Consider the following 25,985-nt stretch of genomic DNA (forward strand, 5'->3'; position numbering starts at 1 on the left):
TGCCGCAGGCAGCCGCCCAAAAACAATGCTCAAACAGTCATTAAACTTCAAACTCCAACAAAAGCTCTCGCCGCAGCAAATCCAGCTCATGAAGCTGATCCAGCTGCCAACACAAGCCTTTGAGCAGCGTTTAAAGGAAGAGATGAACGAAAATCCCGCTCTCGAAACGGGACAGGAAGAAGACGAATACGAAAAAGACGAGTTCGATAACGAAGAATTCGAAGATTACGATGACGGCGACAACGAATCGATCGAAGCTGAAGACATCAACATAGACGAATACCTTTCGAATGACGAAACGCCCGACTATAAATTATCGGCGAATAATTACAGCGACGAGGAACAACGCGAGTCGCCACTTGCCGCTTCGGTGAGTTTTCACCAGGATCTGATCAACCAGCTCAACACGTTTATCCTGACCGACGAACAGCGCGAAATCGCCGAATTCCTCGTGGGAAGCATTGACGACCAAGGTTACATCAGGCGTTCGATTCCCGACATCGTCGACGATATGGCGTTCACCCAAGGCATTTACACCGACGAAAAAATCGTCGAGCAAATTTTGCACATCATCCACGAGCTCGAACCGTCGGGCGTCGGAGCGAGAGATCTGCAGGAATGTCTGCTGTTGCAATTGAAACACAAGACGCCGACAGAATCGGTTGAAATGGCGACCGACATCATCGAAAACCAATTCGACGCGTTCACCAAGAAACACTACGACAAATTGCGCGCGAAGTACGGCGCATCCCAGGAACAACTCAAGAAAGCGATTGACGAGATCGAGAAACTCAACCCGAAACCCGGCGGTTCTTTTGCGGGAAGTACGCGACTCATCGAACACGTCGTGCCTGATTTTACGATCCGGATCAACGAAGGCGAGCTCGAACTCACGCTCAACGGCAGGAACGCGCCCACGCTTCACGTTTCACGCGATTATCAGGATATGTTGCAGACCTACAAAGATTCACGCGACAAATCACAACAGCAGAAAGACGCGGTAACCTTCATAAAATCGAAGCTCGATTCGGCCAAATGGTTTATCGATGCGATCCGCCAACGCCAGGAAACACTGATGGTCACGATGAGCGCGATCATGGAATACCAACGCGAATTCTTCCTCGATGGAGACGAAACGAAATTGCGCCCGATGATTTTGAAAGATATCGCCGATATGGTCGGACTCGACATCTCAACGATTTCACGTGTCGCCAATTCCAAATACGTCGATACGCCTTATGGCACGAAACTCATAAAGGAATTCTTCTCGGAAGCGATGATGAACGACCAAGGCGAAGAAGTTTCGACGCTCGAAATCAAGAAAATCCTGCAGGACGTTATCGGTGAAGAAGACAAGCACAAACCGCTTCCCGACGATCAATTGGCCGACATCCTGAAAGAACGCGGCTACCCGATCGCGCGTCGAACCATTGCAAAATACCGCGAGCAGCTTGACATTCCGGTAGCGAGAATGAGAAAGAAAATTTAGTATTCGAACGTCAATTCGATGTTGTTCGGACCCACGGGAACTGTCACGGGAAAATCCTCAATCGTCACGATGCCATTTTTGCGTCGGTAAACCCTTACGAAGTTTTCAGCGCCTTCCGATACGACAACGTCGGTGTAAAATTGGTTGACATCGGCATTCGGTTCCCGAAAAGTCACTCCTATTCCCGGCGCTCCAGGAACTTGTGGCCCGGCCGGATAAACAGTGTTTATGTAAAAAGCATCGCCATCAACTTGCGGCACGAAATTATTTAGATGCACTTTTATGAATGCTTTTTTGGGAATATAGATCGGAACATTCAACACGGTATCGCGCGTGAAAATCTGGTTGATGATCATTTCCGACTGGTCAGCTACTCCAACGTTTATATATGTATTTGGATCAAGATTCGAATCGTCTATCTCGAATCGGAAAAGGCCGCTTTGATTTCCGACTTCATCATCCTGCAAATGAAAATCGCGTCCGAACAAACCATCGTCCGACGTTTTCAAATTCGCTATAGTGCGCACATGATAACCGCTCCCGCTTTGTTTGTAATCGAATTTTATCTTGATATTCGGCAGCGGCTGGTTACCTAAGGTTACGACCTGACCTTGAAGTCGTGTACAATCTGCAGTGCAAGTATCTTGTGAATCATCTTCAGCGCATGCCATGAACGAAAGCGGAACGAATAATCGAAATATTTTTTTCATCGGCAGCATTTTTATATTAATACCAAAAAAATGATTTGGTTGCGCCAATGGTTCGCCACAATCTGTCTTATCTTTGCTTAAAAGCGTGACTTGAAAAGAATCCTGCCCCTTTTTTCTTATATCTTGCATCCGGTGTTCATGCCGGTCTTCGCGACGCTGTTCTATTTTTTGATCGACTTGAACGCTTACAATACGGGCCAAAAATATTTGATCCTGTTACAGATCGCGATCATCACATTGTTCATTCCGGTTTGCTTTTTCTTTTTGTTGCGGTCGCTCGGAAAAATCGATTCGATCATGCTCGCCGACTTGGCGCAACGCAAAATCCCTTTGTTCATCCAATGTTTACTTCTTTTTATCCTTATCAGCAAAAGCATCACGATCGACGCGATTCCCGAACTGTTCTTCTTCTTCGGCGGCGGATTGGTGAGTACTTTCCTGGCGCTCGCATTCGCATTCGGACGCATAAAAGTGAGTTTGCACATGATGGGAATTTCGGCACTTACGGCTTTCGTCGTCGGATTGAGCTTCCACAACGAGACGAATGCGTTGCTCGCGATTACGGGATTGGTTTTCGCGAACGGCCTGGTCGCTTCATCGCGTTTGGAAATGAAGGCACATTCGGGCAGCGAACTCGCGATCGGATTCTTGTGCGGCTTGATCCCGCAAGTGGTTTTGTGGTACGCGTGGCTATAAAATGTAGAACATCAACCCGACATTCACCGAGCTCATGTCGATCCTGTTTTCGCCTAAAATTCCTTCCTTGAATATCGGATTCAAACCGTAATACACGTAAAGGTTCCACGTGTTGTAACCCGCCGCGACATAAACGCCGTATCGGAATTTATTGAGGTCATCGTTGTTTATGACAAGCGTTTTGCCGCCGTCGCCCACGAATTTCGATCGGCTGTTGAACAGATAACTGAACTTGAATCCCGTGTAGATGCGCCAGAATTTATGGCTTTGCATCGTCGAATTTCTCCATCGGAACTCAATCGGGATATCGAGGTAATTCAACGACAACTTATTTTTTTCATAATAAGTCGAATCATTGATGAGTTCATATTGCGGAATCACGCCTTCGCCATTCACGATCAGATTGTAGTTGAAGTTCTGCAACGCGTAACCCAGACCGGCCGCGATGGAAACCGTCCGGTCGTCGTTTATGGGCATGTCGCGCAAGAATCCGATTGAAAATCCCGCCGAGAATTTGTTTTGCGAAATGTCAAGCGCGCGCGTATGCGTGAGAATGTTGTACGTGAAACTGAAGTAAAATTGATCTTCGCGGTACAGCGAATCGAGAGCCGCAAAATCAGGACCTTTAGATTTTGGCGCCACGGCCGTCGAATCTATCTGGGCGAAACCCGAAAAGGCGACTAACAATAAAACGGCGGGCAACAAAAATCTCATACTGCTGAATTGATGGCTAAAAATACGAATTAATCAGATGCCGTTGTCGCTGTTTTAGTTTTTCAGGACGCGCAATGTCTGCGTCGCGGTTTTCAGCAGATATACGCCCGATGCCAGGCCTTCGATTTTCACGATCGTCTCGATATCGGTGATCTTTCCTGAAAGCACGCGTCGGCCCGACGTTTCGTATAAACCGTATTCAAGCCCGATTAGAGCGGAATCGGTTGCCAAAATAAAATGCGTATTGGCTGGATTCGGAAAGATCGCCAACTTACTTTTAGGATTTTCATTCACCGACAACGATTCGCACAACGGGACAAAGGAAACGCCGTCGAGTTCCCATGACGGCTGGATCGGCACGCACATCCAATTGAGGACGGTCGCGGCATTGTCAGGTTCGGTGGGCAAACCTTGGTACGAATACATCGTAAAAGCGTTGTTTACATTGTTGTTCCAGACGACGGAATTCGAAATTGCGGCGTTATTCGCGTTGGAACTTGAGTCGATCAATGTGGAACCCGACCCGTCGTTGCAGTTCCAATCGGCTAAAAGTTGCGTGTAATTCGGATGCGATGCGGTAATGGGAACCGACGCCCAATTTTGTATCGTTTGTGCTGAAAGTACCGAATTCCAGATTCGGATGTTCCGATAACTTCCCGCAAAATCATAACCGTACGTGAGCGTTCCGTCCTGATTGATCACGAGCGGCAATCCGGTGTCGATATTACCGATGTCCTGCATTTTCTCAAATCCGACCAAAAGCCCGTCTTCGTAAGCCGTCATAAGCCCGTCGCGATCGAACGTGACGGCGAGATGATGCCATCGTTGGGATTCAGATAACCGCCTTGAATATCGAGTCTTTGGTCGCCCTCGCTCACATTGACTTTCCAATATTGGTTCTGTTGCGCGCTGATTACGAAGCCCGGGTTCAGGCCGCTGTCCCAATCTTTGTTGCTTACGAACGTAGGGTCGCCTGTGAACGCAGCGTTCGGCTTGACCCAAAATTCCACGGTGAAATCCTGGTTGGCTCCGAACTGAAAATTCGTCTGGTTGCTTGGCTGCGCATAACTTCCCGCCGAAAATTTCGCCTCGTTGAACACCGAGTTTACGGTCAACGCGTCGCGCGTAAGCTGTTCGGGAACGAGCGACGGATTCGAATAGATAGCGAAAATAGTACGTTCTGACAGCGCGCCTCCGCCGTGACCTGCAGGAGTTCCGCCGTGGTCGGTAGTGACGACGACCAGCCAATCCTCGTTCTCGTAATTCGGGCGAGCGTACAACGCCGACAAGATATCTGAAACGTGTTCGTCGGTATCCTCGATTGCCGAAATATACTGTGGTACATTCGGGGCGAAACCGAAAGAATGTCCCGCGTGATCGACATCGTCGAAACCTACGAAAAGCACGTCGGGATCGTCGTTTGTCAGCGCGTTTACGGCTCCGTTCTTGACCGCGACGTCGGTGGTGAACGTTTGTTTAAGGTCGGCGTTTTGGATAATCGTGGTGTTGATCGGCGCCCAAAGTACTGACGTGACCGTTCTCAAATCCGGATCGAACGCTTCGATGCGCGTCAGGAAATCAGGATATTCGCCGTAATTCGAACCGACGAAAGTGTTGTCGGTTACGCCGTGTTTCGTGTGCCAGGTTCCCGTGAGCATGCTGCTCCATCCGTTTCCACTCCAGGTCTTGTAGGCGCATAAACCTTCGAACGTGTAAATGGATTCCGGCAGCAAACCGTCGATCGCGGGCGTATTTGCGGCGACCAAAGCGTCCGCGCGGCAGCCATCGATGCAGATGTAAAGCACTTTTCGATTGTTTTGTGCGTAAAATTGAAGAGTCGCCAACAGCAAAAGAAGTAATGGTTTGGTCATAGTCGTGTTTTCGTAAATATCGTGATTTCCAAATAAATATCGTTCATGCCTGACGAGTCTTCATGATCGTTTTTTGGGCTCGGAAGTAATTTTGGATGACGTTTCGCGTGAGGTTTGGCGGCATTGTCGAAGCTCGCGGCCTTTTTGCGCTAACTGGCGCGAAAAGGCCGCAGCGACTGCCGCCTGACCGACGGCGGCTTGTAGGATTTGGAAACTTACCGATTGTCGAAAGCCGCCGGCACGCCCAAAAAATCATAAGTTCTGCCGTTTGAATTTCTTGTGGTGATCCACGTTTTTGCCTGAGATCATGAACACGCCTTCGCCTCGATAGTGTACCGTTTTAGGATATTTCGGGAACGTCGCGACGTGCGCTTTGACGACTTCGAGCACGAAGAAATTGTAATCGTTGAGCATTTTTGTGTCGTGGATCTTACATTCAAAATTGGCGAAACATTCCTTGATCAGCGGCGCTTTGATATTCTGGGCTTCCTCAGCCGTGAGATTGAATTCCTTGAATTTGTCGATTTCTTTTCCCGACGAATTCCCGATTTGGATGACTTCTTCCAGGTAGTCGACCGTTGGGATGTTGATCACGCATTCGCCGCTTTTTTGGATCATCTCGAAACTGTGGTTCGCGGCCGTGATCATGCAGCCGATCAACGACGGCGTGAATTCCATGACCGTGTGCCAACCCATCGTCATGATGTTGTTTTTGCCCGCGTGGTGCGAACTTACGAGTACGATAGGACCGGGTTCGAGGAATTTCCTGATGCCTGAAACGGGAAAATCGTGCTTTTTATACGTGCGTTTCATGGGTTTCATTTTCCCAAATTTACGTTCGTTTGCCGTGTGGCATTTTATCGATTTGCGCCGATTTTTTACAGCAAACGCATCGAAATCGTTATAGGTTAAGTTGTTTGCCTCCAAAAAAAGCATTGGGTAAATTTGTGGAAAGACGATTTTTTATGAAGAAAAAGACGATTGCCATCGACATGGATGGCGTGATTGCCGACGTGGAAGCGCATTCTCTGTCGCTGTACGAAAGGCACAGCGGGATTTCGCTTTCGAAACAAAGTATAATCGGAAAGAACGGCGATGATGTATTTCCAGACGGACTGTGGCGTCATTTTGCGTTCCAGGCCGGATTTTTCAGGGATTTGCCGGTGATCGAAGGCGCGGTCGAGGCGTTGAGGAAATTATCGGAAGACTTTGAAATCTACATCGTTTCGGCGGCGACGGAATTCCCATTGTCGTTGCCCGAAAAACAGGCTTGGCTCGGCGAGCATTTCCCGTTCATCACGTGGTACAACATCGTTTTTTGCGGTGACAAAAGTATCATCAACACCGATTATATGATTGACGATATGTGCAAGAACCTCGATTTTTGCCCGGGAAAACCGTTGCTTTTCACGGCGTTCCACAACCACAATGTCGATCATCACGAGCGTTTTGATAATTGGGATTCGATCTTGGAGTTTTTTGAGCGGGAGTTGGTGAAGTGAAAAATCGGAATTCGTAAGACCTAACAGGTTTAAGTGGCCGACGTTGGGAAACCTGTTAGGTCTAACGAAGTTCGGGGAAATTCCTGACTTTTTGCTGTAGTTTTTATGTAAAAAAACATAAAAAAAACAGGCCCAATGAGCCTGTTTTCTTGATCGTGATGTCAAATTTATGCGAGCGTCGCCGTGAGCGATATCTCAGCATTCAACACTTTCGATACCGGGCAAATCGCTTTTGCTTTGGCTGCGATTTCCTGAAATTGTGCATCTTCTATTCCGGGAACCGTTGCGTTAAGGTCGAGGTGAAGTTTCGTGATCGTCCCGTCTTCAAACGTCAGTGTCGCTTCGGTGTCGAGGTTATCGGCGGTGAAACCTGCTTCGTTCAACAGGAAACTCAATTGCATGGTGTAGCAACCTGAGTGTGCGGCGGCGATCAATTCTTCAGGGTTCGTTCCGACGCCGTCAGCGAATCTTGTCTTGAACGAAAGTTGGGCGTTGTCAAGCGTTTTACTTGCGGTTGAGATTTTTCCGGTTCCTTCCATTCCCGTTCCTTGCCAGTTGGCGTTTGCTTTTCTTGTGAATTTCATGATTTCTGGTTTTTAATTGTTATATCGTTTGTAATCGTTTGTAATCGTTTGTAATCGTTTGTAATCGGATAATTATTTGAGTGCTGTTTTCAAAGCGTCGGTCGCTTGCTTTATCGCGGCTCTTGGCGCCGGTGTTTCGGTGATCGGGTTTAGCATCACGAAATCGTGGATGGTTCCCAGATATCTCGTCGCTGTGACTTTTACTCCGGCGGCGTTCAGTTTTTTGGCGTACGCTTCGCCTTCGTCACGCAACACGTCGTTCTCGGCGACAATCACCAAAGCTTCGGGCAGATCTTTTAATTGATTTATGTCGGCACGTAAAGGCGATGCATAGATCGAGTTGCGGTCTTCAGCTTTCGGCGCGTAGGTTTTCCAGAACCAATCCATAGCGTTTTTAGTCAGGAAATGTCCGTTCGCAAACTGCTGGTACGACGCGGTGTCGAGATTATTATCGGTTACGGGATAGAACAGCAATTGAAAATCGATTTTTGGGCCTTTGCGGTCTTTGGCCATTAAAGTTACGGCAATTGCCATGTTGCCTCCGACACTGTCGCCTCCGACTGCGAGTTTCGTGGTGTTCAACCCAATTGAATTTCCATTTTCCTTGATCCACTTTGTCGCAGCATACGCTTCTTCGTTCGCAATTGGGAACAACGCTTCAGGCGACGGCGTGTAGTTCACGAAGACAACGGCGATGTTGGCTCCTACCGTGAGTTCGCGAACCAGTCTGTCGTGTGTAAAGAAGTTGCCAAGAACCCAACCGCCGCCGTGGAAGTACATGAGTACGGGCAATTTCTCTTTTGAATTTTGCGGTTTTACGATCGTGAGTTTTACGGTTTTGCCGTCTTGGGTGATCGTCTTTTCAGAAACGTCGGCGGGAAGTTTTCTGTATTCTCCGGTTTGGGCGCCTATGAGTACTTTTCGGGCATCTTCGTATGACAATTCATAAAGCTGTTTTCCCGTTCCGTCTCCATGAACGGCTTTTAGGAATTCGCGGGTTTTGGTTTCGACTCCGTAATTTCCCGATAAGGACGTGTCGATTTGACTTATGGCTAACACGGATGTCAGTAGAGCGATTGAAGTGGTGATTGTTTTCATTTTTTGTTGAATTGTTTAATTAATGTCATTTCCTTGCGACAGTTGGCCTTTTGGCCTTACGACTTTCGGCTTATTTCTCGGTCAAAGATATTTCAACAACATAACATAAATCAAATTAATAATTTTTTATCTTTATAAATTAAAATTATAAACAATGACGTTACAACAGCTCAAATACATTATCGCGTTGGACGAAGAACGGCATTTCGCAAGGGCTGCCGATGCCTGCATGGTCACACAACCCGGCCTCACAATACAGCTTAAAAATCTCGAAGAAGAAATAGGAATTAAGATTTTCGACCGAAATAAAGTGCCGCTTACGCCTACGAAAGACGGAATCGAAATCATTTCGCGCGCCAGGAAGATCCTTCGTGAAGCCGATGGTATCCGCGATTTCGTCGTCGATCGCAAAAACACGCTGGAAGGAAATGTCAAACTCGGCGTAATCAGTACGCTTTCGCCCTACCTGATTCCGCTGTTCATCAAAGCGATGCGCGAAGTTGCACCGAAAGTGCATTTCATTATTTCGGAAATGCCGACGGGGTTGCTCGTGCGCGGTCTCGAAACCGGTGAAATCGACATCGCGCTGATGGCAACGCCCACAGGACATTCGAACCTAAAAGAGCATTTGATTTTTCGCGAACCGTTTATCGCGTACCTCAACGACGGCCATCCGCAATCGGCAAACGAATTCTACGACCTCGAACCCAGTGACAAATCGGAACTGCTGTTGCTCCAAAACGAATTCTGCTACAACGCCCAATTGCTCGACATCTGCGACATAAGTGACGCGGGAAGGATCACCGAAAAATTCAGTTTCGGAATCAGCTCGATCGAGACGCTGAAGAATCTCGTGCGCGCGGGTCTGGGTTTCGCGATCATTCCGCAGTTGTCGATTTTGAACGATTCGGGAAATCCGCAGTTCAAGCCGTTCAAGGATCCGAAGCCGGTTCGCGAAATAAGCCTGGTGACGTCCGACTCGTTTTCGAAACAATTGTTGCTCGAGAAAATGAACGAAGCGATCTGGAATTGCTTGCCCGAAAATCTCAAACAGGATTTCGCATTCAAGAAAATCCGATGGGACGATTCGCCTTATTTCGCAAAGAAAATATCGGAATTATGAGCGTCATTTTCCCATTACTCCAACCGGCTGATTGCGCGAATGACAATGCAATCCGGCGCCGTCGTGGTGTAACGCCATGCAATCGATCTGGACTATTTTTCTGTTCGGAAATGCCTTTTCCAAAGCCTTTTTCGCGTTATCGTCACGCTTTTTTAAATCGTCGTCCGCGCCCGGTTTCCAATACTTTGCGGTGATGACCACGCCATTCGCGATGATAAAGTTCAGGTAACCCGTAGCCAAATAGAATTCGATCTCGTCTGAGGTTGCGCCCTCAAACCAACTCTTTTCCTCGACCGACAGCGATTTAAGTTTCACTTTTTCAGACAACAGCGGCCCAATCGGAATTCGGATAATCGTAAAGGGCTTTCCATCCTGATCTGACGCTTCTTCAAGGATTTCATAATTTTCACGCATTCGGGTCTGCGTTTCTTTCGCTATCGGATTTTCGCGCGCCTCGGCATCTGAAACTTCAGCTAGTAAAATCGTGTTGTGATCGGCGAAACGGCAAAATTCATCAATATGGCCGCCAGTTCCGATGCCGTACAATCCGTTTTCAAGCCTTCCCCATTCTTCTTCTTTTGCGCCTTTTTTAAGCCAGATTATTTTGGAAACTCCCAGGACGCGTTTGTATTCGCTTTCAATTTCAGCTCTCGACATCTTGGGGTTTCGATCAAATTCCACCGATTCTACGAGCAATAGCGTTCCTTTGCCGTTTGTTTGCCACGCGCCGCCTTCAGAAATCATGTCAGATTTGATGGTTGGCAAACCGAAATATTTGGCGACGTTACGGTCGATCTCTTTTGAACGTTCATCAGGATGATTGAAATTGAAATCGGCAACGGCGAACTTTTCGTTTTCGTTACGCAGGAAAATCGGTCCCGGATCCTGGATTGCACCGTACGGTTTCGGATTGTAAAACAGGGCGACGCGCGATGTATCGACTTTTTCTTCAAGCAATCTCTTCCAAATTCTGGATTGCATTTGTTGCTTATTAAAGTTCGCCGTCGGACCATAAAACAGTCGAATTTTGGAATAAGGTGTAATTTCTCTCATTGCGGCCAAGGCAGTGTCGCAAAATGGTTCGCCTCCTAGAAATCCAGACTCGACCCAACTTAACCAAATGTATTCCTGTGGCTCGAATTCGGCCGGGATCGTGAACTTTTCCTGTGCTTGCGTAATGGACGCGATGCAAAACACGACAGCAAAAAAAAGTGGCTTTTTCATCATTCGTTCTCGAACATCTTGATCATGTGAAACGATTTGAGCAAATGGATCAATCCCGGAATAATCAACAATCCGCCGATAATGAGCGAGATTCCGAGCACATTCATCACGCTGTCGGGCGCGAGGCTTTCCATGAAATTGAGTTTGCCCGAAGTGGTTCCAATAACGTTCGGGAAATGTGTAATTGCCGCCGCGAAAAGGATCAACGCGACCTGCAATCCCCCGAAGAAGCGGCATCGTTTCACGCGTCCGAAGCGAATCGCGCGCCACAACGGATACAGCAAAATCGCCGAAAGCGCCGCGGAACCGATCGCAAATGGATTCGTAACGAAATCGATCACGAATTCACGACCTTCCAAAAATCCCGTAATCAACACCAAAAAACCAAGCGAAACAACGGCAATGATCGCGACTTTCGCTTTCTTGATGTACATTTTCTTCTCTTCATCATGCGCCTCACCGATCAGGAAAACCGCGGCGAGAAACGAACAAAGCGCGGCGTAGAAACATCCGATCAAAATCGGGAAAACCTGCAGCCACGGATGCACGTAAACGTCATAAAATCCCGCATTCGGATTGTCTTCGATGAGTTGTATGTCGCCCGAAATCAAGGCGCCGAACGTCATTCCGAGGAAAATCGGTGTGATAAGGCACGAGATACGAAACAAACCGTCGTACAATTTTTGGGATTCTCCTTTTATCGCATCGTAATGCCGGAAGATAAAAGCCGCGCCACGCAACGTAATGCCGAGTAGCACCAGCGTGAGCGGAATATGCAGGTACACGACCACGACATTGTACGTCATCGGGAATCCGATCCACAAAATCACGATCATGATGATGATCCAAATGTGGTTGGCTTCCCAAACCGGCCCCATGACTTCGTAAACGGTCTTCTTGATCGGTTTTTGGTTGTCGGTCGATGAAAACAATTCGATGATTCCAGCCCCGAAGTCGGCACCGCCCAACAAAACGTACAGGAAAAACGAGACGACCAGAAATACCAAAACTACATATAACATCAGTCGATTTTTTCGTTCAACACTTTGATTTGTCGGCGCATGAGCCAAATTACGGTCAGCGTTAAAATTGTGTACAACAACACGTAAAAGTAAAAACTGTACACCATTCCCGGCATGGGCGTGACGGCGTCTTTTGTGCGCATGATTTTGTGGATGATCCACGGTTGGCGCCCGACTTCGGTCACGACCCAGCCCGCTTCGAGAGCGATGTAACCCGCGGGAGCGAGAATGGCGAACGCGAGCCAGAACCAACTTTTTTCCCACCATTTCCTTCGTCGGACGCTAATGAAATACACCAACGCCGACATCGCCATGATTCCGCCCATCGTGACCATGATCTGGAACGCGTAATGCGGGATCGCGACGGGCGGCAATTCGTCCTGCGGGAAATCGTTGAGGCCTCTGACTTCGGCGTCGAAATCCCCGAAAGCCAGGAACGACAACGCATTCGGGATTTCTATTTTATGGGAAACGGTTTTGTTTTTTTCGTCAACGATTCCTCCGATGAATAATGGGACGCCTTTTTTCGTCTCATAATGTGCTTCCATCGCCGCGAGTTTTACGGGTTGTCTTTGGGCGACATCTTTGGCCGAAATATCGCCCGAAAGCGGTTGCAGCAATGCCGCGATTCCGCCAAAAACAATTGCGATGTGGAATGCTTTCGCGTGCACTTCGGGATTGCGTTTCTTGTAGACTTGCCACGCGTGGATTCCGGCGACTGCAAAACCCGTGGCGGCAAAAGCGGCCAACGTCATGTGCAGTGCTTGAGCGAACCACGCGGGATTGAGCAATGCTTCGACGGGGTCGATATTCAAGAACTTTCCATCGACGTAATCGAAACCCGAAGGCGCATTCATCCAACTGTTCGCCGACACGACCAAGATTCCCGAGGCGACGCCCGAAACGCCGATAATCACTCCTGTTATCCAATGAAACCGCTCGTTGAGTTTGTTCCATCCGTACAGATAAAACCCGATGGCGAGTGCTTCGACGAAGAATGCCGCGCCTTCCAATGAAAACGGCATCCCGATGATCGGGCCCGCGTGTTTCATGAATTCGGGCCAAAGCAATCCGAGTTCGAAACTTAAAGCCGTTCCTGAAACCGCGCCCGTAACGAAGAATATCGCGACGCCTTTTTGCCAGGCTTTCGTGAGTTTAAGATAAATCGGGTTGCGCGTTTTAAGCCATTTGTAGTGGGAAACGACCATGAAGAACGGCATGACCATTCCGATGCAGGCGAAAACGATATGAAACATTAGGGTAAAAGCCATCTGTAGCCGGGCGGCGTCGAGGTTGTCCATGACAAGTGCTTTTGAGTTTCTCAAATTTACGGCGCAAAAATCTCAGAAACTAATTTGGGCGAGTAATGTTTAAAAATTTAGGGTTTAGCGTTTAGAGTTGTCGCTATTTGACAAAACCCTAAACCCTAAACCCTAAACCCTAAACCAAGATAACTAATTCCTTACCAGAATCGAATGTAAAGCGCCGCCACCAAAAGGCAAGTCACCACGATCAACGCCAACGTACTCGGCGCGACCTTGAACATCGATTTGTCGAGTTCGAATGCTTTCGGGTTTACTTTCGGGCCGAACAAACTCATCACGATCATCAACGCCATCGTGAAGAAGAACGACCAACCCATACAGATATGGAACGGGATTTCCCAGCCGCCTTTTCCGTTCGGGAACGCTGAATATAACCAGGTTTCATGTCCGAATAGTTCAGGCGCGTAGTTGTTGAACAGTACCGAAAGCGCGAATCCTGTGAGAACGCCGGCAATTGCCGCGGCTCCCGTCGTGCGTTTCCAGAACATTCCGAGGAAGAACATCGCGAACACTCCCGGGCTGATGAATCCAGTATATTTTTGGATGAACGTGAATCCGCCTTCTCCGCCAATTCCGAGCAAATCCTTCCAAGTCAATCCGATCGAAAGGATCATCGCGACCACGATCGTGATACGCCCGATGATGACGAGTTTCTTTTCGCCCGCTTCCTTATCGATATATTTTTTGTGTATGTCAAGCGTGTAGATCGTCGCGATACTGTTCGCTTTTCCTGCCAATGACGCAACGATCGCGGCAGTCAATGCGGCGAGTGAAAGTCCTTTCAAGCCTGTCGGCAAGAATCCGAGGATCGCTGAATAGGCGTTGTCGGCGTTGAAATGTCCGCCCGGCGCCATCTCGTTTTGGAGCCCACCGTTCTGGTAGATCACGTAAGCCGCGATTCCGGGAAGCATTACGATTACAGGCATTGCCAATTTCATGAAACCGGCGAACAGGATTCCGGTACGTGCGGTTTTCAGATCGGCGCCCAAAGCACGTTGCGTGATGTATTGGTTACAGCCCCAATAATTGAGGTTCACGATCCATTGCCCTGCGAAATACATCGCGATTCCGGGCAACATCAAATATTTGTTGATTTCCGACTGAGGCGCGTCGACCGATGGTTTTTCGATCAACATCTTAAAGTGATCGGGCGCTGCTTCGAGCATTTTGTTCCATCCCGCGATCGCGCTGTGGCCCAAGTTGAAATGGTCGGAAACAAGCGTCAATGCGATATATGTCGTGGCCAAACCTCCTATCACGAGCACCAAGACCTGGATAACGTCGGTGAACCCGATGACCTTCATTCCGCCCAGTGTGATGATGAGCGCGAAGACCGCCATGACGATGATGATGACGTGGAAATAACCGCCGCCGGCCATACTGTCGATCGCGATCGCACCCAAATAAAGTATTGAGGTCAAGTTTACGAAAACGTATAGGAACAACCAGAAAATCGCCATGATCAGACTCACGCTTTCGTTGTAACGCGTCTGCAGGAACTGCGGCATCGTGAAGATTTTGTTCTTGAGATAGACCGGTATGAACCAAACCGCTACGATAATCAACGCAATCGCGGCCACCCATTCGTAAGCCGCAACGGCAATCCCGACGAAAAATCCGTTTCCGGACATCCCGATGAACTGCTCGGCCGAAATGTTCGACGCAATCAACGAAGCTCCGATCGCCCACCAAGTAAGCGAACCTTCGGCAAGGAAAAAGTCTTTGGAATCTGAAACTCCGTCGCCTTTTTTCTTTTTGTAAATCCAATAGCCGTAGCCCGCGACTACAAAGAAATAGGTGATGAAAATGATGTAGTCGATGGTTGAAAACTTACTCATGGTTTGGTTGGTTTGGTTAATTGTTAATTAACAATGAATAATTAACAATGGATAATTAGGCTTTCTTGAAGATCGCTCGAACTATAGCTGAACGTCTGTCTAATTGTCATCAATTATTAATTGTTAATTATTCATTTAAAAGAAGCGTCATTCCAACGAATCTCGTTCCTGAATTCCTCTAATTTCGTTTCTTTCCCGATGAGCAAAAACTCGATGTCGGCCATTTCGGCGAACATTCGGATCAAATCGCTCGACAGGTTTTGGCTGTAGGCCGTGTGATGCGCTCCTCCGGCGTAAATCCACGCGGCACAACCCGTTTTCATGTCGGGATACGGTTTCCACAAAACGCGAGCTACGGGTAAATTCGGCAATTCGTTTTGAGGCTCGACGGCTTTTACTTCGTTGACGATCATTCGGAATCGGTTGCCCATGTCGACGATCGAAGCGTTCAAGGCTTCACCACCGGCGACGTTGAATACCAATCGCGCAGGATCGGCTTTTCCTCCGATGCCCAGCGGATGTACTTCCAAACTCGGTTTCGTACTTGCGAGCGACGCGTCGATCTCCAGCATGTGCGAACCTAAAACGAGCTCGTTATTCGGGTCGAAATGGTAAGTGTAATCTTCCATAAATCCGTTTCCGCCTTCCAATCCGGCGCCCATGACTTTGAACGCGCGCACCAAAGCTGCAGTTTTCCAGTCGCCTTCGCCGGCGAATCCGTAACCGTCGGCGAGCAAACGCTGCACGGCCAATCCGGGCAATTGCACCATTCCGTGCAGGTCTTCGAACGTGTCGGAGAAACCTTTGAAACCGCCGTCCTCGAGGAACTTTCTCAAGCCTAATTCGATTCGTGCCGCTTCATACACTGACGAATGATCTTTCGCACCGCGGCGCAAGTTATCAGAAACCGAATACAAGTTTTCATATTCCCCTACCAGTTTTTCGATATCGTTTGCGGAAATCTTGTCGATGATCGAAACCAAATCGCCGATCCCATAAGAATTTACCGAGAATCCGAACTTCAATTCAGCCTCGACCTTATCGCCGTCGGTAACCGCGACAAAACGCATGTTATCTCCGAAACGCGCGAATTTCGCACCTTGCCAATCGTTCCATCCGGCAGCGGCACGCGTCCAATCGCCGATTTGTTGCTGCACGTCGGTCGCTTCCCAATGTCCGACGACAACTTTCCTGTTCTTGCGCATTCTCGACACCATGAAACCGAATTCGCGATCGCCATGAGCCGCTTGGTTCAAATTCATGAAGTCCATGTCGATCGAACTCCACGGAATGTCGCGGTTGTATTGTGTATGTAAATGTAGTAACGGTTTTTTGAGGATCGAAAGCCCGCGGATCCACATTTTTGCTGGTGAAAACGTGTGCATCCAAGCGATTACGCCGATTACGTTTTCAGTCGTGTTCGCCGCCAAAAGCGTTTCGTAGATCTCGTCGGTCGTCTTAACTGTAGGTTTGAAAACCACGCGAACCGGTATCTTGCCCGAAGCGTCGAGGCCGGCCGCGATGGCTTTTGAATGTTCGGCTACTTTTGCAAGCGTTTCTTCTCCGTAAAGATGTTGGCTTCCGGTGACGAACCAAACTTCAAATGTCTTTAGATTTATCATTTTATCTTTTATTCTGATTGTTATTTTTATTGTTGGCCGTAGTAGGAATCGGGGCCGTGTTTGCGTTCGAAGTGTTTTTTGATGAGCGAATCTTTTAGTCGCGGCGCGGCAGGATTGATTTGTTCGGTCAAAAGCGCCATTTGTGCGACGGTTTCGAGAACGGCCGAGTTGTAAACCGCTTTCTCAGCCGATTTTCCCCACGTAAAAGGCGCGTGGTTCCCGACCAAAATCATCTCGACCTCATTGTAATCCAGATTGCGTTCCTCGAAGCAATTCATGATCTGGAAACCGGTTTCGTATTCGTAATTTCCTTGAATCGATTTGTCGGCCATTGGAGGCGCGCACGGAATATCGACCGTCAAATGATCGGCGTGCGTTGTTCCAAAGATCGGAATGTCGCGCTGTGACTGCGCCCAAGCCGTTCCGTAAGTGGAATGTGTGTGCACGATTCCGCCGATGTTCGGCCAATGTTTGTATAAAACCGCGTGTGTTTTCGTATCCGACGACGGACGCAATTCACCTTCGACAGTATTTCCGTCAAAATCGACGATCACCATTTTTTCAGGCGACAAATCCTCATACGGAACGCCGCTCGGTTTGATAGCGAAAACGCCTAATTCACGATCTACGGCGCTCACATTTCCAAACGTGAACAGCACCAAACCCAATTTCGGCAATTGCATATTCGCCTCGTACGCGCTCTTTTTTATGTGATCGTATTTGCTCATGCCGTGACTGCGGTTTTAGCGGTTTTCGCGAGCGTTTCGTTCACGACGAAATCGCCCAATTTCTTGTATTGTTTGTAACGATTCCTGTACACTGAAAACGTGGCGGGATTCGGTTGGTATTCGACGTCGAAGCCTCGGCCCATTGCGACCATCGCTTCTTCGACGGTTTCGTAAATTCCCGCGGCGACGGCTGCAAACATTGCGGCTCCGAGCGCACACGTATGCTTGAATTGATGGATTCTGATTGGCATTTCGAGAATATCGGCCATCGTCTGCATTACGAAAGGCGACTTTTTGGCGACGCCGCCGATTCCGATAATTCCTTTCACAGGAATGCCTTCGTCGATGAAACGGTCCACGATCGCTTTTGCTCCGAAGCAAGTCGATTCAGCCAAAGCGCGGAAAATTCTCGGCGCGTCCGAACCTAAACTCAAGCCTGAAATCGTACCTTTCAACAATTGGTTCGCGTCAGGCGTGCGACGTCCGTTGAGCCAGTCCAAAGCGAGTTCGTTACTCGTTTCGATTGGCAATAATGCGGCTTGGCGGCTGAGTTCGGGGATTATTTTGTCGGCGATTTCGTCCTTCAACGCTTCGGCTGTTTTCTGGTCGATTACCGACGAATTGGTCAATAGGCTGTCCATCGGCCAAAGCAATACTTTCTTGAACCACGCATAGACGTCGCCGAATGCCGATTGCCCGGCTTCAAGCCCGACCATTCCCGGTATTACCGATCCGTCGACCTGTCCGCAAATGCCGGCTACGAGTTTGTTTTCCATGTCTTCAGCAGGAGCGACGAGAATATCGCACGTCGAAGTTCCGACGATCTTGCACAGATGATACGGTTCGATCTGTCCGCCGACCGCGCCCATGTGGCAATCAAAAGCTCCGACACCTACGACGACGTTGGTCGGCAAACCTAAACGCGACGCCCATTCGGCGCTGATCGTTCCGGCTGAAATATCGGACGTAAACGTTTCGGTGAATAATTTATCGGTGATTCCCGATAAGATCGGATCGAGTGACGTGAAGAATTCCTGTGGCGGCAAACCGTTGAATTCGGCTGCCCAAAGCGCTTTGTGGCCTGCGGCGCAACGCGAGCGTTTTATGTTTTTGACGTCGTTTCCGCCCGTGAGCAAAAACGGGATCCAGTCGCAATGCTCGACCCATGAATGCAACGCGTTTTTGACGGCCGTATCGACGCGGATCGTGCGCAATAATTTCGCCCAATACCATTCCGAGGAATAAATTCCGCCTACATATTTAAGGTAATTCGTATCGAATTTGGTCGCATGTTCGTTGATTTCGGCGGCTTCGTTAACGGCCGTGTGGTCTTTCCAGAGCACGAACATGGCGTTCGGATTTTCAGCGAACGCGGGCGTCAAGGCCAAAGGCGTTCCTTTCGCATCGACGGCAACCGGAGTTGAACCTGTGGTATCGACTGAAATTCCTTTTATGTTTTTGGCGACTTCCGCTCCGCCCGCTGTGGCGATGCAATCTTTAATCGTAGCTTCCAATCCTTCGATGTAATCGAGCGGATGTTGTCGGAATTGATTTTCAGACGGTTTGCAGTACAATCCTTTCTCCCAACGCGGATAATTATAGACCGATGACGCGAGTTCACGCCCGTTTGCGGCGTCGATGATTACTGATCGAACTGAATCCGATCCATAGTCGACCCCTATTACAAATTGATTCATATTCAGAGTGAATTTCTATAAGTGTCAAAATAACACTAATATTTTGATATAAACAAATATGCCGCGTGAAAATTAACAATTATTCAATTCCGCACCGAAAAACTAACGTTATTGCAGATTCGTTGAATTATGTCATACAAATTTCGCAAAACACTTACATTGCTTGTAAAAGACGCAATAATAATAATTGTTGTTTTTACACTTATTTGTATATTTGGCAGTAATCTATGACCTATTCCGCCCGAACATATCGCATAACCGTCAGCATTTTATTCTTTATGGCAGGCCTCTGCTTTTCGAGTTGGGCTTCGCGCATCGCAACCATCCAACAGAAATTGGGTTTGTCTGAAGCCGGATTGGGTGCCGTCCTTTTCGCGTTGCCCGTCGGGTTGATGCTATCATTGCCGCTTTCAGGCTGGGCGGTCACGAAGATCGGTAGCCGACGCGTACTTACCGCCTCGTTGACTCTTTACGGAAGCACTCTCGTCCTACTAGGATTGGTCAACCACATTTCGCTTTTATTCTTGTGCCTGGTATTCTTCGGGATGGCGAGCAATGCCGTAAACATTTCGGTAAACACTCAAGCTGTCGCAACCGAAAATATGTACCCGAAACCCATCATGGCGTCGTTCCACGGTTTGTGGAGTTTGGCTGGATTCGTGGGCGCGGGCGTCGGAACGTTCATGATCGGGAACAACATCCTGCCTTTTCATCACTTCCTTATTATAGGTGGAATCGTTTTGATTTCGGTGGGCGTTTGCTGGAATTTCCTGCACAACGATAAAAATCCGGTTTCAAGTGGCCCAGCGTTCGTAAGACCCGACAAGTCGCTCGTCACGCTCGGCATCATCGCGTTCTGTTCGATGGTGATCGAAGGCGCGATGTTCGATTGGAGCACGATTTACTTCAAGAAAGTCGTCCTCGCTGAAAAAGGCTGGATCGGCGCAGGTTACACGGCCGGAATGTGCGCGATGGCGTCGGGGAGATTCGTCGCCGATTGGTTCTCTCACAAATTCGGATTGCGGACGACATTGCAAGCCAGCGGCGCCTTGAGTTTGATAGGATTGCTGATCGCGATTATTTTCCCGACGTTGATTCCTGCGATGATCGGATTCTTATTCATCGGGCTTGGCATTTCGTCAGTCGTACCGATGATCTACAGCGCCGCGGGAAGATCAACGACCATGTCGCCCGGAGCTGCAATCGCGTCGGTTTCGACGATCAGTTTCACGGGATTTCTCGTCGGGCCACCCGTCATAGGATTCATCGCCGACGCGTCGAACCTCAAAATTTCGTTCCTCTTTTTGGCCGTCATGGCTGCTTGCGTAATTATTTTTACATCACGCGCTAAAATCTGAAAATAAACACATTAGATATGAAAACGGTTTACGTAACGCTTTGTTTTTTGTTGACTATATCGATTTCGGCGCAAAAGTCCGAAAGCGTGAAAAGTCCTGACGGTTCTGTTTCAGTGACATTCGGCATCAACGAAAAGAAACAACCCTATTATTCGGTACACAAAAATGCAATTCCGATCATCGACGCATCGCAATTGGGATTGGTCCGCAAAGACGGCGATTTTTCACAGAACATGAGCGTGATCTCTATTTCGCCCGACGTAAAAATCTCGGAAAACTACCAAATGTTCGTCGGAAAAGAAAAGAACGTTACCTACTCGGCCAATCAAAAAACGCTGCATCTGCAGAATGCGTCGGGTCAAAAAATGGACATCGTATTCAATGTTTCCGACGACGGTTTTGCGTTCCGATACGCGTTTCCCGAAACCTCATCGGACGTGAAATTCATAACCGAAGAAATCTCGACGTTCCATTTCAAACCGTCCGCGAAAGGCTGGCTGCAACCGATGTCACGCGCGCAAACGGGTTGGGAACATTGCAATCCGTCGTATGAGGAAAATTATTTGCAGAACGTCGCGCTCGACACAAAATCCCCGATCGGCCAAGGCTGGGTGTATCCCGTTTTGGTGAACGACGGGCAAAATTGGGCGGCGCTTACCGAGGCTTCGGTCGAAAAAAATTACTGCGGCAGCCATCTCGATTACGATCCAAAATTAAAGGCGATGCGCGTCGTTTTCCCGCAGCCTGAGGAAGTTTTCGCGAAAGATGCCGCGCTGTATCCGCAATCGAAACTGCCTTGGGAAACGCCTTGGCGCGTCGTGGCTTTGGGTTCGCTCCAAACCGTCGTGAACTCGACTTTGGGAACGGATTTGTCAGCGAAATCGCGACTTTCCGACACTTCGTACATCAAAGCCGGGCCAGCCGCCTGGAGTTGGGGCATTTACAAAGATGACGGGACGAATTTCGAATTGCAAAAAACGTTCATCGATTATGCCGCGAAAATGGGCTGGCCGTACGTCTTGATCGACGCCGACTGGCACATTAAAATCGGAATGGATCGCATCAAGGAACTCGTCGCACAGGGAAAAAAGCAAAACGTGAAACTGATTTTGTGGTACAACTCGGCTGGCGACTGGAACACGACGCCTTACGGCCCGAGAGGAAAATTTTTGACACCTGAGAGTCGCGAATCGGAGTTCAAAATGTTGCACGAAATGGGTATCGCGGGAACGAAAATCGACTTTTTCGGAGGCGACGGACAATCGTTCATGCAATATTACATAGACATTTTGGAAGCCGCGGCCAAGCATCAGATCATGGTGAATTTTCACGGTGCGACGTTGCCTCGCGGTTGGGAAAAAACCTATCCGAACCTCATGACGGCCGAAGCGATCAAAGGTTTCGAATTCATCACGTTCACTCAGGAAGGCGCCGACGCACAGCCGGAACATTGCGCGACGATTCCGTTCACGCGCAATTTGTTCGACCCGATGGATTTCACGCCTATGTGTCTCGACAAAATCCCGAACGTCAACCGACGCACGACTTCAGCGTTCGAACTCGCGCTTCCGACGTTGTTCCTTTCGGGTTTCCAACACATTGCCGAAGTGCCCGACGGCATGGCGAAAATGCCCGATTACGTCGTGGAATATTGCAAGGATTTGCCGATGCTTTGGGACGAATCCCGTCTGCTCGCGGGCTTTCCCGGGCAACATGTCGTGATGGCGAGACGACGCGGGAACGATTGGTTCGTGATGGCGATCAACGGGCAAAATTCGGTAAAAGACGTTGAAATCGATTTGAGTTTCATTAAGGCGAAGAATGGTTTTATGATTACCGATGGAGAAAAGTCGGTGTTTGAGAAATCGGAGGTGAAAGCAGGCAAAACCAAAGTAAAACTGAAACCGTTCGGTGGATTCGTGATGAAGTTCAAAGGTTAGTTTAAAGACTGCATCCTACGCCTTTTTTGACGCCGCGTTCCAAAAAATAACTCGGCATAACATTTCAATCGGTTTTTTCGTTTGGACATTTTTTGCTTTGTCGGTTCGGCAACAACCAAATTTGTAACAATTTACGTCCGGTTAAATTTTTTGTTTTGAGTCATGTAACAATATTCCGGGCATTAAAAAAATTGTTACAGCGCGAAAACTGCGTCATTCAGGAACATAAAAAAAGCCGGCTCACTTGAACCGGCTTTCCTAACTAACTCAAACAAATTATCGTGCAGCAAACGCATAAACCGTTTTGCTTGTGTATTTTTTTCCGGCTTCGAGCGTCGTCGTCGGGAATTTTGGCTGGTTCGGAGAATCGGGATAATGTTGCGTTTCGAGGCAAAGTCCCGAGCGTTTCTCGTATTTCCCGCCATTTTTCGAGGTGTGCGTTCCGTCGAGGAAGTTTCCGCTGTAGAATTGGATCGCAGGTTCGGTCGTGGAAACCGTCATCAATCGACCCGAAGCCGCGTGATACAACGTTCCGACTTCTTTCAAATCCGACTTTGCATCGGTGAAAACCCAGCAATGATCGAAGCCTTGGCCTTTCTTCAATTGATCGTCGGCGACTTCGATATCTTTGCCGATTAATTTCGCCGACGTGAAATCGAATGGCGTTCCTTTGACCGTTTTCAATTCGCCCGTCGGGATCAACGTCGCGTCGACGGGAAGGAATTTGTCGGCCGCCAGGCTCAACTCGTGATCCAAAATCGTCTTGCCGTTGCCCGACAAATTGAAGTACGAATGTTGCGTCAGATTCACGATCGTATTTTTGTCCGACTCGGCTTCGTAGCCGATTTCGAGCGCATTTTCGTTTGTCAATGTGTACGTAACGGTGACCTTCAAATTTCCGGGATAACCTTCTTCGCCATCTTTCGACGTGTACGAAAGTTTGATCGCTGGTTGGTCGCCTTCGACAGTTTCAGCCGACCAGACTTTCTTGTCGAAACCCTTTCCGCCATGAAGCGAATTCGGGCCGTCGTTCACGGTCAATTGATACGGTTTGCCGTCGAGCGCGAATTTTCCTTTGGCGATGCGGTTTCCGTAGCGTCCGATGATGCCGCCGAAGAAATACGGATTGCCGTTGAAATATTCCTCGGGCGTCGTATAACTCAACACGATGTCCTCGAATTTCCCGTTTTTGTCGGGAGCCGTGAGTTTCGTAATGATGCCGCCGAACGTGATCACGTCCATTTCCATCCCGTTGGCGTTCGTGAGCGTGTATTTTTCGATTTTCGTGCCGTCGGCCATCGTGGCGTATTCTGATTTTACGATAGCGCTTTTCTTGGCTTCGGTCGTTTCGGTCATGTCTTTTTTGTCTTCTTTTTTGCACGCGATGAATGTCGCAGTCATCACGAGTAGCAAACAGGTTTTGTGTAAAATTTTCATATTGTTTTGGTTTGTTAGGACATTTTAATTTTAAGTACGACAAACGAATACGCCGGAATTTCAACGTTGATCGCGCCCGATTTCGTAGAGAAGTCCGACGTTTTCGGAGCGATGCTTTCGCCGTCGAATCCATTTTCAGACGACAGATTCGAACTGCCTAAAGTCGTCATTTTTCCTTTGGTAGCAAGTTTTTTGCCTTTGGTAGAAATATCGGTTTTCTGGGCTTTGTCGGTGACATTTACGATCTTGATGATGACTTCGTTCGACGTTTTGTCGATGACCGACGTCGCGTACATCCCGTTTTGTCCCGTGATCGCCTTTCCGTTGTCGGTGATCGCGATCAAGTCGGTTCCCGCGTTGTTTCCGTATAACTGCTGCACGTAATAATTCGGCGTCGCATACGAATTCAAGTTGTTGAACCAGATCAGGTCGGGCGTCCATTGCCAACCTTCGGCGTGAGCGAAAAGAGGCGCGTACGAAGTCATGTTCACGACATCGGCGTTGCGCTCCAAACCGGTCATGAAAGCGGCTTCGGCGAGTGCGCAGTCCCAGTTGTTCTTGTTGTCGGGCGACGCGATCGCGTTCGATTGGGCCGCGTATTCACCCGCGAAAACCTTGGGGCCGCGACGGTCGTATTTGTCGTAACGCGTCGCATTTTCCTTGAACCATTGAGGCGAATTGTAGTAATGTTCATCGACGAGTTGGGCATTCAATTCCTTGAGTTGTTGCCATCCGAAGTCGAAATAATCGCCCGTCGGGAAAGGTCCCGATCCCGAAACGATCTTGATGTTCGGGTATTTCTTATGGATCGCCTTCTCGAAAACCTTGTAACGGTCGATGTAATCCTGTCCCCATTGTTCGTTTCCGACGCCGATGAATTTGAGGTTGAACGGGTGCGGATGACCCATTTCAGCACGTACTTTTCCCCAAGCGGTCGATTGGTCGCCGTTCGCGAATTCGATGAGATCGAGCGCATCCTGGACGTATGGATCGAGCTGGTCCATCGGAACCAATTCGGCCGTGTTGAACTGGCACGCCATTCCGCAACTCAAGATCGGCAGCGGCGTCGCGCCTATATCTTCAGACAATTGGAAATATTCGAAGAACCCGAGGCCGAATGTCTGGAAATAATCGGGTGCCAATTTGTGCGCGAATTCGGTGTTCCAGCGGTTGATCAACAGCTCGCGGTCTTCGACTTTGCCGATCGATTTCTTCCATTGGTAACGTTGCGCCAGCGTCCGACCTTCGACGATGCATCCGCCCGGAAAGCGCAAAAATCCTGGATTCAAATCGTAGAGTTTCTGTACTAAATCCTTGCGCATTCCGCCCGGACGGCCTTTCCACGTGTCTTGCGGAAACACCGAAATCATGTCGAGATTGATCACTCCTTCGCCTTCGAACGTGATTTTGAGTTGTGCTTTGGCTTCGGTCTTGGTCGGCTTCAAAACGGCCGTATATTTTTTCCAGTCTTTCGACGCCGGGCTTACGGTCGCCTCACTAATGACCGCGCCCGAGGCATCGATAAACTGTACTTTTATTTTTGAGATGTTGCCCGATTGGTTGGCCGCCATCAAAGACAAATTGTATGTTTCGCCCTGTTTGACGCCCATTCCGCGGAAACCTTCGTTGATGAGCGCGTAGCCTTTGTCATCTTTGACTTCGACGCGACAGATGAATTTGTTGGTCTTTCCTTCGGATTTTATGACGGTCGCATAACCCGATTCGGTGTTCAATTTGTGCCGGTCGGAATTGGGTTGCAGCCAGCCCATGAGCGGCGTTTCGAATTCGAAGGAGCGGTTTTTGACCATTTCGGCATAGAGGCCGCCGTCAGCTCCGAAGTTGATGTCTTCGAAGAAAATGCCGTACATCGTGGGTTCGATTTTGACGCCCGTGTCTTTGAAGTCGAGCGTGTATTTGTTTTGTGCCGACGCGATTGCCGTGATTGCAAGCGCAAAAGCCGCGGATAGAAGAGATTGTTTGATGTTTATGTTCATTTTGGTTCGCAGT

22 protein-coding genes are annotated in these 25,985 nt (G+C 48.7%); 6 read left to right on the forward strand and 16 right to left on the reverse strand.

Going from position 1 to position 25,985, the window contains the following annotated elements; genetic code table 11:
- Positions 1-25 precede the first annotated feature (25 nt).
- Entirely contained in the window at positions 26-1,489 is a 1,464-nt protein-coding gene (rpoN, locus tag EOO50_RS00255) for an RNA polymerase factor sigma-54 (RefSeq protein ID WP_290836753.1), read from the forward strand.
- Here rpoN and EOO50_RS00260 read toward each other — a convergent pair.
- On the reverse strand, positions 1,486-2,199 hold the full coding sequence (locus EOO50_RS00260) for a hypothetical protein (RefSeq protein WP_290836755.1): 714 nt from the start codon (positions 2,197-2,199) through the stop codon (positions 1,486-1,488). The genes rpoN and EOO50_RS00260 overlap by 4 nt on opposite strands.
- Positions 2,200-2,289: 90 nt before the next feature.
- Here EOO50_RS00260 and EOO50_RS00265 point away from each other — a divergent pair, with 90 nt between their 5' ends.
- Entirely contained in the window at positions 2,290-2,895 is a 606-nt protein-coding gene (locus EOO50_RS00265) for a hypothetical protein (protein WP_290836757.1), read from the forward strand.
- On the opposite strand, the gene EOO50_RS00270 is transcribed toward EOO50_RS00265, so the two are convergent.
- The 4 genes from EOO50_RS00270 to EOO50_RS00285 form a co-directional block, all read right to left on the reverse strand.
- Positions 2,890-3,609: a porin family protein gene (locus EOO50_RS00270; protein WP_290836759.1), complete on the reverse strand. Its 720-nt coding sequence runs from the start codon at positions 3,607-3,609 to the stop codon at positions 2,890-2,892. The genes EOO50_RS00265 and EOO50_RS00270 overlap by 6 nt on opposite strands.
- A 54-nt stretch (positions 3,610-3,663) precedes the next feature.
- Positions 3,664-4,500 (reverse strand): DUF4983 domain-containing protein, encoded by an 837-nt coding sequence (locus tag EOO50_RS00275; protein WP_290836761.1) that lies wholly within the window; start codon positions 4,498-4,500, stop codon positions 3,664-3,666.
- Positions 4,389-5,480, reverse strand: a complete 1,092-nt coding sequence (locus tag EOO50_RS00280) for an alkaline phosphatase family protein (protein WP_290836763.1) — start codon at positions 5,478-5,480, stop codon at positions 4,389-4,391. Before EOO50_RS00280 ends, EOO50_RS00275 begins: the two co-directional genes overlap by 112 nt.
- 252 nt (positions 5,481-5,732) lie before the next feature.
- Complete coding sequence (locus tag EOO50_RS00285; RefSeq protein ID WP_290836765.1) at positions 5,733-6,302, reverse strand: flavin reductase family protein; 570 nt, start codon at positions 6,300-6,302, stop codon at positions 5,733-5,735.
- A 143-nt stretch (positions 6,303-6,445) separates the two neighbouring features.
- On the opposite strand from EOO50_RS00285, the gene EOO50_RS00290 reads away from it, so the two are divergent.
- Positions 6,446-6,982, forward strand: a complete 537-nt coding sequence (locus EOO50_RS00290; protein ID WP_290836767.1) for a 5'(3')-deoxyribonucleotidase — start codon at positions 6,446-6,448, stop codon at positions 6,980-6,982.
- A 167-nt stretch (positions 6,983-7,149) separates the two neighbouring features.
- On the opposite strand, the gene EOO50_RS00295 is transcribed toward EOO50_RS00290, so the two are convergent.
- Both EOO50_RS00295 and EOO50_RS00300 read right to left on the reverse strand, forming a co-directional pair.
- Positions 7,150-7,566, reverse strand: coding sequence for an OsmC family protein (locus EOO50_RS00295; protein WP_290836769.1), 417 nt, complete (start codon positions 7,564-7,566; stop codon positions 7,150-7,152).
- Between the two features lie 72 nt (positions 7,567-7,638).
- A complete protein-coding gene (locus EOO50_RS00300) occupies positions 7,639-8,664 on the reverse strand; it encodes an alpha/beta hydrolase (RefSeq protein ID WP_290836771.1) in 1,026 nt (341 codons plus the stop codon).
- Positions 8,665-8,818: 154 nt separating this feature from the next.
- Between EOO50_RS00300 and EOO50_RS00305 the strand changes: the two genes are divergently transcribed.
- The gene (locus EOO50_RS00305) at positions 8,819-9,787 is read left to right on the forward strand and encodes a hydrogen peroxide-inducible genes activator (RefSeq protein WP_290836773.1); all 969 of its coding nucleotides are present in this window, start codon (positions 8,819-8,821) and stop codon (positions 9,785-9,787) included.
- 3 nt (positions 9,788-9,790) lie between these two features.
- On the opposite strand, the gene EOO50_RS00310 is transcribed toward EOO50_RS00305, so the two are convergent.
- The 7 genes from EOO50_RS00310 to EOO50_RS00340 form a co-directional block, all read right to left on the reverse strand.
- Complete coding sequence (locus tag EOO50_RS00310) at positions 9,791-11,014, reverse strand: agmatine deiminase family protein (RefSeq protein ID WP_363331690.1); 1,224 nt, start codon at positions 11,012-11,014, stop codon at positions 9,791-9,793.
- Complete coding sequence (locus EOO50_RS00315) at positions 11,011-12,033, reverse strand: cytochrome d ubiquinol oxidase subunit II (RefSeq protein WP_290836776.1); 1,023 nt, start codon at positions 12,031-12,033, stop codon at positions 11,011-11,013. The genes EOO50_RS00310 and EOO50_RS00315 overlap by 4 nt, the downstream gene beginning before the upstream one ends.
- Positions 12,033-13,334, reverse strand: a complete 1,302-nt coding sequence (locus EOO50_RS00320) for a cytochrome ubiquinol oxidase subunit I (RefSeq protein ID WP_290836777.1) — start codon at positions 13,332-13,334, stop codon at positions 12,033-12,035. Before EOO50_RS00320 ends, EOO50_RS00315 begins: the two co-directional genes overlap by 1 nt.
- A gap of 161 nt (positions 13,335-13,495) precedes the next feature.
- On the reverse strand, positions 13,496-15,196 hold the full coding sequence (locus tag EOO50_RS00325; protein WP_290836779.1) for a sodium/sugar symporter: 1,701 nt from the start codon (positions 15,194-15,196) through the stop codon (positions 13,496-13,498).
- A gap of 131 nt (positions 15,197-15,327) precedes the next feature.
- The gene (gene araA, locus EOO50_RS00330; protein ID WP_290836781.1) at positions 15,328-16,818 is read right to left on the reverse strand and encodes an L-arabinose isomerase; all 1,491 of its coding nucleotides are present in this window, start codon (positions 16,816-16,818) and stop codon (positions 15,328-15,330) included.
- A 26-nt stretch (positions 16,819-16,844) separates the two neighbouring features.
- The gene (locus EOO50_RS00335; RefSeq protein ID WP_290836783.1) at positions 16,845-17,546 is read right to left on the reverse strand and encodes an L-ribulose-5-phosphate 4-epimerase; all 702 of its coding nucleotides are present in this window, start codon (positions 17,544-17,546) and stop codon (positions 16,845-16,847) included.
- Positions 17,543-19,243 (reverse strand): ribulokinase, encoded by a 1,701-nt coding sequence (locus EOO50_RS00340; RefSeq protein ID WP_290836785.1) that lies wholly within the window; start codon positions 19,241-19,243, stop codon positions 17,543-17,545. Before EOO50_RS00340 ends, EOO50_RS00335 begins: the two co-directional genes overlap by 4 nt.
- Positions 19,244-19,470: 227 nt before the next feature.
- On the opposite strand from EOO50_RS00340, the gene EOO50_RS00345 reads away from it, so the two are divergent.
- Both EOO50_RS00345 and EOO50_RS00350 read left to right on the forward strand, forming a co-directional pair.
- Positions 19,471-20,601: an MFS transporter gene (locus EOO50_RS00345; RefSeq protein ID WP_290836786.1), complete on the forward strand. Its 1,131-nt coding sequence runs from the start codon at positions 19,471-19,473 to the stop codon at positions 20,599-20,601.
- Between the two features lie 17 nt (positions 20,602-20,618).
- Entirely contained in the window at positions 20,619-22,541 is a 1,923-nt protein-coding gene (locus tag EOO50_RS00350; RefSeq protein ID WP_290836788.1) for a glycoside hydrolase family 97 protein, read from the forward strand.
- Between the two features lie 276 nt (positions 22,542-22,817).
- Here the strand turns inward: EOO50_RS00350 and EOO50_RS00355 are convergent, their stop codons facing one another.
- Together EOO50_RS00355 and EOO50_RS00360 are read right to left on the reverse strand one after the other, a co-directional pair.
- Positions 22,818-23,978 (reverse strand): aldose epimerase family protein, encoded by a 1,161-nt coding sequence (locus tag EOO50_RS00355; protein WP_290836790.1) that lies wholly within the window; start codon positions 23,976-23,978, stop codon positions 22,818-22,820.
- 14 nt (positions 23,979-23,992) lie between these two features.
- The gene (locus tag EOO50_RS00360) at positions 23,993-25,972 is read right to left on the reverse strand and encodes an alpha-L-arabinofuranosidase C-terminal domain-containing protein (protein ID WP_290836792.1); all 1,980 of its coding nucleotides are present in this window, start codon (positions 25,970-25,972) and stop codon (positions 23,993-23,995) included.
- Between the last annotated feature and the right edge of the window lie 13 nt (positions 25,973-25,985).

This window comes from Flavobacterium sp. (assembly GCF_004211145.1).
Taxonomy (GTDB): Bacteria; Bacteroidota; Bacteroidia; order Flavobacteriales; family Flavobacteriaceae; genus Flavobacterium.